Here is a 12,810-nt window from a genome sequence, read left to right as displayed (position 1 = left end):
CCCATTACCCTAGATCGTCAGACGACCTATGGAATCTGATGAAAGCCAAAGTACGCATGAGAGAGATAACTATTCTGGCCGCATGAGCAATGCCAAGCGCTACGGCGCCGAACTCCTCGGCACCCTGCTGTTGGTCTTCTTCGGTGTCGGCAGCGCCATCGCCGCTCGCGTCGAGGGCGGGGTGGTGGTGGTAGCCCTGGCATTCGGCTTCGTCCTGCTCGTCCTGGTCTATCTGCTCGGCCCGATCTCTGGCTGCCATGTCAACCCTGCGGTGACCCTCGGTGCCCTGCTCACCGGCCGGATCAGTTCGGTCGGCGCGATCGGATACTGGATCGCACAGTTCGTTGGTGCGACAATCGGCGCGCTGCTGCTCTGGATTCTGGTAGAGGTGGGTGGCGTAAAGGACCAGAGCGGCGGGCTCGGCACGAATGGGTACGGCGCGAACATCAACCTTGGCGGTACCTTCCTGCTGGAGATCGTGCTCACCTTCCTGCTGGTGCTGGTCGTCCTGACGGTCACCAGCCGGGTCGAGCAGAGCGTCATCGCCGGAGTCGCGATCGGTATTGCCATTGCCGTCTGTCACCTGGTCGGGGTCGCGCTCGACGGCACCTCGGTAAACCCGGCACGCTCGTTCGGACCAGCGCTCTTCGAAGGCGGGACCGCACTCTCCCAGCTTTGGGTGTTCATTGTGGCGCCGCTGATCGGCGGCGTCCTGGCTGCCCTGGTCCTGCGATTCGTTCTCGGTCCGGGCTGGCGTCCAGCCATGCAGTCACGATCGCAGGGTCATGCTTGACGATGGCCATGGCCGGACGCGCCCGGCGAGCTGGCACTGCCCCAGCCTCGTCTCCGCCACCCACGCCTTCTGTACCCTGCAACGCCTGGGCCCAAAGGCTCTCTCGCTGGCCTGACCCTCTACGCCGTACTCCGCAAACTACAAGGCCGCCTGGTGGGCGGCACATGCGCCACCTGCCAAACAACCTGCCCAATCACGACAAGCACTACTAGGCGAGCAGCAGGGACTGGGGTCGGGCGGAGAGGGTCTGATCGAGTACCAGGCAGGCGGCGCCCACCGCGCCCACGTCGTCGCCGAGCGCCGTACCGGTGACCGCCGTCTCGTGCATCTTCCCGACGAACGGCGACGACGCGACGATCGGGTTGATCACCGGCAGGAAGAGCCGCCCCAGATGCGGCCAGATCGGACCGCCGAAGACGATCAGTTCCGAGTCGACCAGGGTGGCGGCGGCGCTGACGCCGAACCCCACCCGGCGGGCCCAGCCGTCGATGATGCTCCGCGCGCTGGCGTCTCCGGCGTCGGCGAGCGCCACCAGGTCGAGCAGGCTGCGCTCCGCCTCGCCGGGACCGACCGGCGCCTTCTCCGGGCCCAGCACACCTCGCTCGATCGCCTCCTCGACCAGCGCGTACGTCGTGCAGTTGGCGTCCAGCCCGCCGATCTCGCCCGCGTTGCCGGAGACGCCGCGCAGCACGACGTCGTTGACCACCACGCCCATCCCGGAGCCGGTGCCGAGGTAGAAGAAGAGGAAGTTCCCGGAGTGCACGGCGGCGCCCGCCCACCGTTCGGCGATGGCCGCCGCGATGACGTCCTTGTCCATCACCACCGGCCAGCCGGTGGCCAGGGACAACTGGTCCCGCAACGGCACCCGCTCCCAGCCGGCCAACTGCGGCGGCTCGACCACCGCGCCGGCCACCGGGTCGATCGGCCCGGGCACCGCGACCCCCAGCCCCAGGATGCGCTCGCGCGCGATGCCGGACTCGTCGACCAGCCGCTGCACCGCGGTACTCATGTCGGCCAGCGTCTCGGCCTGGTCCACGACCTGCGGCGTCGGCTGCCGCATGCTGTGCACCACCCCGCCGATCAGGTCGAGCACCACATAGGTCACCACGGCCGGATCGAGGTGTACGCCGATCGCGAAGCTGCCGCCCGGGCTCACCTGCAACACGGTGCGGGGCTTGCCGACCCGCCCGCCCTTCTTGCCCGCCTCGACCACCAGTCCGCGGTCGAGCAGCCGGCGGCAGATGTTGGAGACGGTCTGCGCCGACAGACCGGTCGCGGCGGCAAGCTCGACCCGACTCAGCCCGTCGGGCGCTCGCCGGATCGCGTCCAGCACGACCGACTCGTTGAAGTCGCCCACCCGGGGAAGGTTGGTCCCCCGCCGAACAGTCGGTTGGTCGATCGTCACGCCCGTTCTCCCGGCTCGGATCTGGGGTGCCTTGAGGGTAACCGGAGGGCAACCGTTCCCGGCGGCACGCCCGGCCGGGCGGCGGCGCGGTTCATCCGACCTGCCGGATCGGGCGAAGGGCGGTAGCGGACCCGGCGGGGGGTGCGGGCAGCCCGACCGCCGTGCTCGCCTCCGCCACGGAAAATCCTCCAGGGTCCGCTTGCTGCCGCACGCGCCGGTGCCTCGGTGGCATCGGCACGTGCCGGAGGACATATCTTAAATCAAACTGATGTACTTATCATCTTCCGCCGCCAGCCCACCGGCGAACGACGGGCCGGTCAGGCCATCAGTCGGGTCAGGAAGTCACCGATCCCCTGGGCGATGGCCATCAGCACCGCCCCGATCGTCTCGACCAGCTCGGCCGCACCGTCCGGCCGGAACGCGACGAAGAAAATCAGGAAACCCACGAATAGCCAGGTGAGAACCTTCTTGGCAAGTACGGGCATGTCTCCTCCGCTGGGGCCATCCCCCGTCTCGTACGACCTCGGAAAGTCTCGGTGTCACGAGCTGGCGCACTCCGGCGATCGAGTGCTTCGCATCCCCGTCCGGACCGGCCCGCAAACGGCCCCGCCGGTCCGACCCGGCACCGCCGGTCGGCCCGACCCGAGCCCGCGGCACCCGTCCCGATCACGCAGCTCGCCGGATACCACCGTATTGCAGCAGAAAAACAGATAATATGACGATCATCCCTCGTTATCCGCTTGATGCCCCTCTAACGACCGGCCGGAGGATCCCCGGGTGGAGGCAGGTTGACCAGCCCTGGCGGCCGGCCGGACGTCCTGCGCGGGCCGGAGGACGCCCGGGTCACCACCATCGAACTCTTCTTCGACGTGGTCTACGTGCTGGCCGTGACCCAGTTGACCGAGTTGCTGCTGCACCGGTTGCACCCGGCCGGTGTGGCCGATGCCGCGGTGCTGCTGCTCGCCGTCTGGTGGGCCTGGGTGGACACCGCCTGGATCACCAACTGGTTCGACCCGGACCAGCCCAGGGTGCGGGTGCTGCTGATCGGGCTGATGGGGATCAGCCTGGTGATGTCCTCGGCGCTACCCGAGGCGTACGGGGACCGGGGGCTCTGGTTCGCCGTGGCGTACGTGGCGCTGTCGGTGGGTCGTTCGCTCTTCGTCGCCTCGGCCCTGGCCCGCCGCTCCAACCTGCACCGCAACTTCCAACGCCTGCTGGTCTGGCGGACGGTCTCCGCACCGCTCTGGCTGGCCGGCGGGTTCGCCTCCGGCCCGCTCCGGCTCGGCCTGTGGGTGGCGGCGGTGGCCATTGACAGCGCCGCGGCGGCCTGCGGCTTCTACGTGCCGGGGTGGGGCCGGTCGAGGCCGGCGGAGTGGGCGATCAACGGGGCGCACCTGGCCGAGCGGGCCCGACTCTTCGTGATCATCGCGCTCGGCGAGTCCATCCTGGTCACCGGCACCGTCTTCGGCGCCCTGCGACACGACTGGGCCACCCTCGCCGCACTGGCCAGCGCCTTCCTCGGCAGCGTGGCACTGTGGTGGATCTACTTCGACCACAGCGCCGAGGCGGCCCGGCAGGCGATCGCCGTGGCCGAGGAGCCGGGTCGGCTCGGCCGGTCGGGGTACACCTATCTGCACATCCCGATGGTGGCCGGCGTCATCGTCACCGCGGTCGGGGACGATCGCACGCTGCACCACCCGACCGGGGAGAGCGACCCGGCGGTGATCGGCAGCGTACTCGGTGGACCGGTGCTCTTCCTGGCCGGATTCCTGCTGTTCAAGAGCGCGATCCTCGGCGTGCGCTCCCGGACCCATCTCACCGCCGTGATCGTGCTGGTCGCGCTCGGCCCGCTCGGGCTGGTACTGAACCCACTGGCGCTCTCCGCCCTCTCGACGGCGGTGGTGGCGACGGCCGCGGCCCGCAGCACCCTGCTCGTGGCCCGCACCGTGAGGCACCCCGGTTGAGCCACTCCCCCGCGCCCGCGGACCGCTCCCGCGGTTGCCCCGGACGCCGCTCCCGCGGTTGCCCCGGACGCCGCTCCCGCGGTTGCCCCGGACGCCGCTCCCGCGGTTGCCCCGGACGCCGCTCCCGCGGTTGCCCCGGCACCGCTGGCGGCGGTGCGGCGCGCCGCCACCGGCACAGCCCGACGGTCCGCCGGTCGCGCCGCCACCGGCACAGCTCGACTGTCCGCCGGTCGCGCCGCTGCCCGAGATGCGAGCGCCGCAAATTTTCGGGGCCCCCGCGCCGCACTGACCTGCGGTCATCTCGGCCTACCGTTGTCCGTAACGTGATTCGTCAGCGAATTGGCTGGTCAGCGTTGGACTGTCGCCGACAGCAGGGCGACGACGGCACATCGGAAATGTTCCGGGAACCGTTGACCACCGGAATCGCCGATGCAACACTATGCATCCATTAGGGTCGATTGACGCCACACCGCCCACCAGGGATCGAACGCGGGCGGATCAGGTGCCCTCGACCCTCCCACACCGTGACGCCCGGACGGTCCACCACCATGCGCCCGTCCGGCCATCCGCCAGGAGGGGCAGAGATGATCAGGAGTTTCACCGACGGCGCCCGCGGCCCGACACCGCGCTACCGGACCAGACTCGCGGTCGTCATCGGCGCGGTGGGCATGCTCGCCACCGCCGGTGCCATCGCGCTGCCCAACACCGCCAGTGCCGCGAGCACCCTGGGTGCCTCCGCCGCCGAGCGGGGCGGCCGCTACTTCGGCACCGCCGTGGCGGCGAACAAGCTCAGCGACAGCGCGTACACGACCATCCTGAACCGCGAGTTCAACCAGGTCACGCCCGAGAACGAAATGAAGATCGACGCGACCGAGCCGCAGCAGGGCCAGTTCTCGTACGGCAACGCGGACCGGATCGTGCAGCACGCCCGCAGCCGGGGCATGCAGGTACGCGGCCACACCCTGGCCTGGCACGCGCAGCAGCCCGGCTGGATGCAGAACATGTCCGGCAGCGCGCTGCGCCAGGCCATGCTCAACCACGTCACCCAGGTCGCCACCCACTTCCGGGGCCAGGTCACCTGGTGGGACGTGGTGAACGAGGCGTACGCGGACGGCAGCAGCGGCGCCCGGCGCGACTCCAACCTCCAGCGCACCGGCAACGACTGGATCGAGGCCGCGTTCCGCGCCGCGGACGCCGCCGACCCGAACGCGCAGCTCTGCTACAACGACTACAACATCGACAACTGGAACGACGCCAAGACCCAGGCCGTCTACCGGATGGTCCAGGACTTCAAGTCCCGGGGCGTACCGATCGACTGCGTCGGCCTCCAGTCGCACTTCACCGGCGGCTCCAACTACCCGAGCAACTACCGCACCACGCTGTCCAGCTTCGCCGCCCTCGGCGTCGACGTGCACATCACCGAGCTGGACATCCGCAACGCGCCGGCCGACGCGTACCGCAACGTGACCAACGACTGCCTCGCGGTGGCCCGCTGCAAGGGCATCACGGTGTGGGGCATCCGCGACTCGGACTCGTGGCGGTCCGGCGAGAGCCCGCTGCTGTTCAACGGCAGCGGCCAGAAGAAGCCGGCGTACGACGCCGTGCTCACCGCGCTGAACAACGGCAACCCCGGCGGCAACCCGACCACGCCGCCCCCCGGCAGCGGCGGCTGCACCACGGCGACGACCGCCGGAACGGTCTGGGGCGACCGGTACAACACGTCGGTGACGATCAGCGGCGCCAGCACCTGGACCGTGGTGGTGGCCGTCACCGCCCCGCAGTCGATCAGCACCACCTGGAGCGGCAGCGCCAGCCTGAGCAGTAACAACACCGTGCTGACGATGCGCTCCAACGGCAGCGGCAACACCTTCGGCTTCACCACGATGATGAACGGCAACTCCAGCGCCCGACCGCAGGTCAGTTCCTGCACCGCCGGGTAACCGGGACCGTCCCCCGCCGGCCGTGCGCCCTCCGCACGGCCGGCGGCATCGGTCCGTACCAGGATCGCCGAGCGGGGCCGGCCGGTCAGCCGGTCAGCCGCGCCCGCCACGGGTGGGTCGGGTGCACCAGGGCCAGCGCGTCGTCGAGCCAGCGTCGTGCCGGGTCGGCCAGCAGCGGCAGGGCGGTGGCGAAGTCCGCCTCGTCCTTCGCCCGGGCGGCCTTCGCCTTGAACAGCAACACCACCTCCGGCACCAGGTACGGAACCCCGTCCGGGTCGTACCGGACGATGTCGGCGTACGGGCGGCGGATCCGGTCGTCGCGACGGCAGATCCAGACGCCCCCGTCGTGCGGCTCCCGGAACACGTCCAACCGCCACTGTCCGGTGGCCCGCTCGTACGCCCAGGTCTGGTGACTGGTCCGCATCGACTCCGGAGTCAACGGCAACAGCCGGCCGTCGTGCGGTACGGCGAAGCCACAGTCGCCGAAGCGCTGCCGTACCTCGGCGAACCGCTCCGCCGGTACGGCTATCTCCAGGTCGTCGTGCGGCCGGGAGGGTGCGCCCCGGCACAGGTCGATCGCCCAGCCGGCCGCCACGTACCAGGGCAGGTCGAGGCCGGCCAGCCGGTCGGCGACCACCGACGGCGGCCAGGGGGCCCAGGCATCGAGGTCCGGTGTCACCAGTCGACGGTAACCAACCCGGTCCGGTGCATGGCTCCGCCCCGGGCGCGCTGGGCCGACTCGGCGGAGGGTGTCGGGCGCATCCTGTCGGCGAGGTGCGGGGGGGCGTCCCGCACCGGGCGCCCCGGGTCAGGCCGACTGCCGGCGGACCAGGTGGGTGTCCAGGAAGATGGCCGGCGAGGGGATCTCCTCGCCCCTGATCTGCGCGACCAGCAGCCGGGCCATCTCGGTGCCCATCGTGATCACCGGTTGGTGCACCGAGGTCAGCGGCGGGTTGGCGTGCAGCGCCAGCGACGAGTCCTCGTAGCCGACCACCGCCACGTCCGCCGGGATGCGCCGGCCGGCCTCGTGCAGCGCATGCATGACTCCCAACGCCATCAGGTCCGAGGCGGCGAAGACCCCGTCCAGGTCGCCGCGCCGGTCCAGCAGCCGGCGCATCGCCTCGAGGCCGCTCTTCGCGCTGAAGTCGCCGTACTCGATGAGGTCCTCGGAGACCGGTCGACCGTGTGCGGCGAGCGCCTCGCGGTAGCCGGTCAGCCGGGTCACCCCGGCGCCCATGTCCTGCGGCCCGGCGACCGTGGCGACCGCCCGCCGGCCGATCCCGATCAGGTACTCGACCGCCTGCCGGGCGCCGCCCGCGTTGTCCACGTCCACGAAGTACGCCGGTTGCGCGTCCGGGCCGAGCATCCGGGCCGGACGTCCACCGAGGACGGTCGGCAGCCCGCGCTCCATCAGCAGGCCGGGCAGGGGATCCGCGTCGTGCAGCGAGATCAGCATCACCCCGTCGACGTGCTGGTCGGTGAGCTGGTGCTCCATCTTCTCCCGCCCGCCCGGCGACTGGATCCAGGAGAGCCAGAGTTGCAGCGGGGTGTCGGCCAGGCCGGCGCTGACCCCTCGGGCGATGCCGGCGAAGAACGGCTCGCCGAACGCCCGCTCGCCGGACTCGGAGATGACCAGAGCGACCGAGTCGGTCCGCTGGGTGACCAGGGCCCGGGCGGCGCGGTTCGGCACGTACCCGAGTTCCCGGACCGCCGCCCACACCGCGGCCCGGACCGTCGGGCTGACCTGGGAGGAGTTGTTGACCACCCGCGAGGCGGTGCCGCGACCGACGCCCGCTCGGGCCGCGACCTCGCTCAGCGTGGGCCTGGCGGGGTCACGGCGCTGGGATCTCATGATCTGCTCCCGGGACTTGCGTTGATCAATGGTGGCTCCAGGGTAGGCGGCTGCCGAACGACCCCGTGCCCGGCCGGTACACCGCGCCGACGCGCCGCTCACCGAGGTTGTTACATCGATGATGATAGGGTTATCGCCCAGCTTTCGGCCCCGGCCGTCCGGTCGGTCCCGCCACCGGTTCGACCCTCGGCGGGCCGGGCCGGCCATCGCCGCCCCGGCTCGGCGGACATCCCGGCCCGGCGCCGTCCGACCCGTCGGTCCCGTTTCCGTCGGACTCGTCAGATCCGACGCCGTCGGGCTGATCGGGGTAGCGGCGGGTCCGGCAGCACCCGACCCGCCGGACGGCACCGCCGAGACCGGATCGAACTCGTCGGATCCGGCGCCTCCGGATCGGCGGTGAGCGGCGGGCCCGGCAGCGCCCGACCGGCCAGACGGCATCATCGAGACCGAAGGAGCCCGGTGACCCGGTTCGGTTGGTTCCTCGGTCACGAGGAGTGGCAGCCCGAGCAATTGGTGGCCCAGGCCCGCCGGGCCGAGCAGGCCGGTTTCGACGCGGTACTCGTCTCCGACCATCTGCAACCCTGGGTGGACGACGCCGGGTCGGCCGGCCACGGCTGGGCCACGCTGGGTGCGATCGCCACGGCGACCCGGAGCGCCATGCTGGTCTCCGCAGTGGCCTGCCCGCTGTTCCGCCAGCATCCGGTGCTGGTCGCGCAGGCGGCCGGCACGCTCGACCGGCTCTCCGGCGGCCGGTTCCACCTCGGGGTCGGCACCGGGGAGGGCATCAACGAGGCACCGCTGGGCCGGTTTCCGCCGTACCCGGAGCGGCTGGCCCGGATGACGGAGGCGCTCGGGCTGCTCCGGCCGCTGCTGGCCGGCAAGACCGTCACGCAGCCGGACGGGGCGTACTATCCGGTCTCGTCGATCCGGCTGCACAGCCCGCCGCTGACCGGCGTACCGGTGCACCTGGCGGCGGCCGGTCCCCGCTCGGCGGCCACCGCCGGTCGGCTCGCCGACGGGGTGATCAGCTCGGTGAAGGATCCCGATTGGACCGGCCGGGAGGTGGTGGACGTGGCTCGGGCGGCGGCTGCGGCGGCTGGGCGTACGCCACCGCAGGTGGTGCTGAGCAGCTTCGTCGTGCTCGCCGACAGCGATGACGACGCGATGCGGGCGCTGCGGCCCTGGCGCGGGCTGCGTACGCCGGGCCGGCTGGTGGCGTCGAGTCCGACCCGGCTGCGCCAGCAGGCCGACCGGCTCGGCCGGGATGCGATCCTCGCCCGGTATCGGCGGGTCGGCGAGCCCCGGCAACTCCTCGGCTTCTGCGAACGGCTGCTCGACCGGCTCCGCCCGGACGTGCTGGCCCTCCAGGTGGCCTCGACGGATGGCGTCGCCGCGCTCGAACGCTTCGCCGGACTGGTCGACCGGCTGCGCCGGCGGTGGTAGAAGAAGGTCCGGTCGATCGAGCGCCCACGCCCGTTTACCTGCGGATCGGCGCTGCCGAAACACTGTGGACCACGGCTCGTGTCATCCCCTCCCGGGCACCCGATTAGAACACATGTACGATAGAATATCGAGGTGTACGACAGCCGAGACCAGGCCGGCGGCCACGCCCGCCTCGCCGCCCACCAGCCCACCGACCGCCGACTCGTCCTCTCCCGGGTGCACCGGATCGCCACGGACTACGCCGGTGGTTATCGCGAGGGTCTGACCCGGGCCACCGCCCTTGCCGAGCTCGCCGATCTCGCCGCCGACCCCGACCTGCTCGCCCAGGCCGCCGCCATGCACGCCGTCGCCGACAACTGGTATGCGATCAACGCCGTCGACCTGCTGCTCGAGGCGGGTGCCCCGACGGAGCTCGTCGACTCCTACCTGGACAGCGGCGTCTGCCCCGACCCGGACGGGGACGGGGTCGACTGGCTGTGACCGGGACTGGATCGACCGACAGCGCAAGGGACCGGATCGACCGCCAGTGCGGGGGACGATGTCGACCGACAGTGCAGGCACTGGATCGACCGCCAGTGCGGGGGACGATGTCGACTGACAGTGACGCGGACCGAATCGACTGACAGTGACGGGGACGATGTCGACCGACAGTGACGGGGACGGCGGCGGTGGGACGGCGGGCGGCGCCCTCCCACCGCTGCCGTGAGCCGCAGCCGCAAATCGATCTTGAATTCGGTCGCCGGCCGGGGCTACATTCACTGCACCGTAACCCCGAATTCCCGCACCGTGACCACGTTCTTTCGACGGTGACCACCCCGCGGTCCGCGCCGGTGATGTCGGCCGGACCGGCGCAGCCAGGAGGGACCACATTGGAGAGTCGCCCCGACTTCCCCACTGCCGACACCAAGGGCCCCGAGAAGTCCGCGGTGAGCCGACGCCGGGCAATCGCGCTCGGCCTGGGCGGTGCGGCCGCCCTCGCCACCGCCGGCCCGGCCTGGGCGGTGACCGACCAGCGGCCCGGTGCCGTCCGTCCGCCGAGCCTGGGTGTGCACGACCGGCTGGTCGCCGGCCGGGTCTCGGCCCGGCGGGCGCTGCACCACCTGCGGCATCTCTCCGAGAAAATCGGCCCGCGCATCGGCGGCACCTCCTCGGAGCGGACGGCCGCGAAATACCTCGCCGACGACCTCGACGACCTCGGCTACCGGACGACCCTCCAGCCGTTCACCGTCGCCGACAAGTTCCTCGGCCAGCTCAGCTCCCGTCCCGGCCTGCCCGACGACCTGAACTGGCAGGTCGGTGCGTCGCCACACGCCGCCCTCGACACCAGGGTCACCGGCCGGGTGGTGGACGTCGGCGCCGGAGCACCGGAGGACTACCCGGCGGACGTCGCCGGCAAGGTCGTACTCGTCGACTACGTCGCGGCGCGGCGCGAGACGCTGGTCGCCACCGCCGTGGCCAAGCAGGTGTCGGCGGTGGTCTTCCTGCCGGCCGACCTCGTGGAGCCGCGCCGGGCGCAGGCCTTCGCCCCCACCCTGCCCGGTTCGGCCACCTCCCCGGTGCCGATCCCGGTCGTCGGCGTCGCCCAGGCGCAGAAGCACCGGCTGCGGGAGCGGCTCGCCGCCCGCCCGCTGACCCTGACCGTCACCACCTCGGCGCACCGGGGCCTCACCTCGCACAACGTACTCGCCGAGCGGGCACCACGGTGGGGCGGGCGGAACAGCCCGGTGGTCATGGTGAGCGCGCACTACGACACCGTGATCGGCGCACCGGGCGCCAACGACGACGGCTCGGGTACGGTGCTCTGCCTCGAACTGGCCCGGGTACTGCGCAGCCTGCCGGTCGACGCGACGATCCGGTTCGGACTGTGGGGCTCGGAGGAGCAGGGGCTGATCGGCTCCCGCTACTACGTCGCCCAACTGCCACAGGCCGAGCGGGACCGGATCGTCGCCGTCTACCAGAACGACATGGTGGCGACGAGCTGGGATCCGGCGACCCGCTACTGGCTGCTCTCCTTCGACGGTCTGCCGAACCGGGCCACCGACGAGGTGGCCGCCGCGGCGACCCGGCTCGGCTACCAGCCCCGGATCTCGCCGGTGACGCAGCGCGGTTCCAGCGACCACCAGTCGTTCCAGGAGGTCGGCATCGCCAGCGCCAACTTCTCCTGGCGGGGCGAGGAGTCTCCGGCGCTGCTGGAGCCGCCGTACCACAGCCCGGAGGACACCATCGAGAAGAACATCAGCCTGTCCCGGCTGCAGGTGTCGCTGGAACTGGTCGGCACCGCCGCGTACACCACCGCCCGGCGCCCCTGACCGTGGCGCCGACCCGGTGACGACCGGGCCGGCGTACCAGGCTGTCGGCCGCGCACGGTTCGACCATGCGATCCGCATGGTCGAACCGTGCGGCGCACGCCTGCCGGTCGAGCGGCGGCCCCGACAGCCTGGAGCCATGACATCGACGACACCGGACGCCACGGTCCGGAACACCGAATCCGCCGGTACCCCGCACACCCTGCCCACCGCCGTCGGGACGTCCCGGCGGCACGCCGCCCGGCACTTTCTCCGGCACTTCGCCGAGATGACGATCGCGATGGTCGTCGGGATGCTGCTGCTCGGCCCGGTGTGGGAGGTGCTGGCCACCGCCCTCGGCACCGCGACCGGGCTGGCCCTGCCCGAGGTGCTCGACCGCCCCGACGTGGGTGCGCTGCTGATGGCCGGCAACATGACGCTGGGCATGACCGTCTGGATGCGCCACCGCGCACACGGGTGGGCACCGGTCGCCGAGATGGGCGCGGCGATGTACCTGCCGTTCCTGCTCTTCCTGCCCCCGTACTGGCTGGGGGCGGTGAACGGGGAGTTCCTGATGACCGCCGGTCACGTGCTGATGCTGCCCGCCATGCTGCTCGCGATGGTCCGCCGGCTGGACGAGTACACCGGCGGACACCGGGGCGCTGCCCCGGCCGCCGTCCCCGCCGCGACCGTCCCGGGCGGCGGTACGGCCCGGCGTGTGGTCGAGGTGCTGAAGCGTCGCTGGCCGACCTGGCTGGCCCTGATGGTCACCATCGACAACTGGACCGACCCCCTGGTACTGGACGCCTGGGTGATGCTGATCCTCCCGGTCGGCTACCTGGTGATCGGCACCGTACGCCGGCAGTTCGGCGACCGGAAGATCCTCGCGCTGCAACTCGCCGGGCTGGCCGGCTACCTGCTCCTGGTGGCCGCCGCGCTGATGGTGCCGGACGACCTGGGCCGCTATCTGGTCGGCTTCGGCTGGCTCGCCCACTCGGTCTGGGACTACGCCCACCACCGGGTCAACCGGGTGGTCCCGCGCGGCTTCTCCGAGTGGTGCGGGGTCGTCGACGCGGTGATCGGGATTACGATCCTCTTCCTGGCCTAGGCCGGGGGTCGCGGCTCGGC

Annotated in this window: 11 protein-coding genes; 7 read left to right on the top strand and 4 right to left on the bottom strand. The window is 71.5% G+C overall.

The window, feature by feature from the left end; genetic code table 11:
• The first annotated feature begins 82 nt into the window (after positions 1–82).
• Positions 83–793 (top strand): MIP/aquaporin family protein, encoded by a 711-nt coding sequence (locus ACQEVC_RS29065; RefSeq protein ID WP_432883701.1) that lies wholly within the window; start codon positions 83–85, stop codon positions 791–793.
• A gap of 208 nt (positions 794–1,001) precedes the next feature.
• Here ACQEVC_RS29065 and ACQEVC_RS29060 read toward each other — a convergent pair whose 3' ends face one another.
• Together ACQEVC_RS29060 and ACQEVC_RS29055 are read right to left on the bottom strand one after the other, a co-directional pair.
• Entirely contained in the window at positions 1,002–2,198 is a 1,197-nt protein-coding gene (locus ACQEVC_RS29060) for an ROK family transcriptional regulator (protein ID WP_432883698.1), read from the bottom strand.
• A gap of 317 nt (positions 2,199–2,515) precedes the next feature.
• A complete protein-coding gene (locus tag ACQEVC_RS29055) occupies positions 2,516–2,683 on the bottom strand; it encodes a hypothetical protein (protein ID WP_318393919.1) in 168 nt (55 codons plus the stop codon).
• A gap of 303 nt (positions 2,684–2,986) precedes the next feature.
• On the opposite strand from ACQEVC_RS29055, the gene ACQEVC_RS29050 reads away from it, so the two are divergent.
• Both ACQEVC_RS29050 and ACQEVC_RS29045 read left to right on the top strand, forming a co-directional pair.
• On the top strand, positions 2,987–4,162 hold the full coding sequence (locus ACQEVC_RS29050; RefSeq protein WP_432883694.1) for a low temperature requirement protein A: 1,176 nt from the start codon (positions 2,987–2,989) through the stop codon (positions 4,160–4,162).
• Positions 4,163–4,746: 584 nt separating this feature from the next.
• On the top strand, positions 4,747–6,102 hold the full coding sequence (locus ACQEVC_RS29045) for an endo-1,4-beta-xylanase (protein ID WP_432883691.1): 1,356 nt from the start codon (positions 4,747–4,749) through the stop codon (positions 6,100–6,102).
• An 85-nt stretch (positions 6,103–6,187) separates the two neighbouring features.
• Here ACQEVC_RS29045 and ACQEVC_RS29040 read toward each other — a convergent pair whose 3' ends face one another.
• The gene (locus ACQEVC_RS29040) at positions 6,188–6,781 is read right to left on the bottom strand and encodes a nucleotidyltransferase domain-containing protein (protein WP_432883689.1); all 594 of its coding nucleotides are present in this window, start codon (positions 6,779–6,781) and stop codon (positions 6,188–6,190) included.
• A 129-nt stretch (positions 6,782–6,910) separates the two neighbouring features.
• Positions 6,911–7,954 (bottom strand): LacI family DNA-binding transcriptional regulator, encoded by a 1,044-nt coding sequence (locus tag ACQEVC_RS29035; RefSeq protein WP_432883686.1) that lies wholly within the window; start codon positions 7,952–7,954, stop codon positions 6,911–6,913.
• A 459-nt stretch (positions 7,955–8,413) separates the two neighbouring features.
• Between ACQEVC_RS29035 and ACQEVC_RS29030 the strand changes: the two genes are divergently transcribed.
• The 4 genes from ACQEVC_RS29030 (at position 8,414) to ACQEVC_RS29015 (ending at position 12,790) form a co-directional block, all read left to right on the top strand.
• On the top strand, positions 8,414–9,397 hold the full coding sequence (locus ACQEVC_RS29030; RefSeq protein WP_432883684.1) for an LLM class flavin-dependent oxidoreductase: 984 nt from the start codon (positions 8,414–8,416) through the stop codon (positions 9,395–9,397).
• A 132-nt stretch (positions 9,398–9,529) separates the two neighbouring features.
• Positions 9,530–9,877: a hypothetical protein gene (locus tag ACQEVC_RS29025; RefSeq protein WP_432883681.1), complete on the top strand. Its 348-nt coding sequence runs from the start codon at positions 9,530–9,532 to the stop codon at positions 9,875–9,877.
• A 389-nt stretch (positions 9,878–10,266) separates the two neighbouring features.
• Positions 10,267–11,706: a M28 family peptidase gene (locus tag ACQEVC_RS29020; RefSeq protein WP_432883678.1), complete on the top strand. Its 1,440-nt coding sequence runs from the start codon at positions 10,267–10,269 to the stop codon at positions 11,704–11,706.
• Between the two features lie 136 nt (positions 11,707–11,842).
• Positions 11,843–12,790: a hypothetical protein gene (locus tag ACQEVC_RS29015; RefSeq protein ID WP_432883675.1), complete on the top strand. Its 948-nt coding sequence runs from the start codon at positions 11,843–11,845 to the stop codon at positions 12,788–12,790.
• The last annotated feature ends 20 nt before the right edge of the window (positions 12,791–12,810 follow it).

This window comes from Plantactinospora sp. CA-294935 (assembly GCF_050936445.1).
Classification (GTDB): domain Bacteria; phylum Actinomycetota; class Actinomycetes; order Mycobacteriales; family Micromonosporaceae; genus Plantactinospora.
Note: the sequence above shows the minus strand (reverse complement) of the source record. Positions and strands in the feature narration are given on the sequence as shown.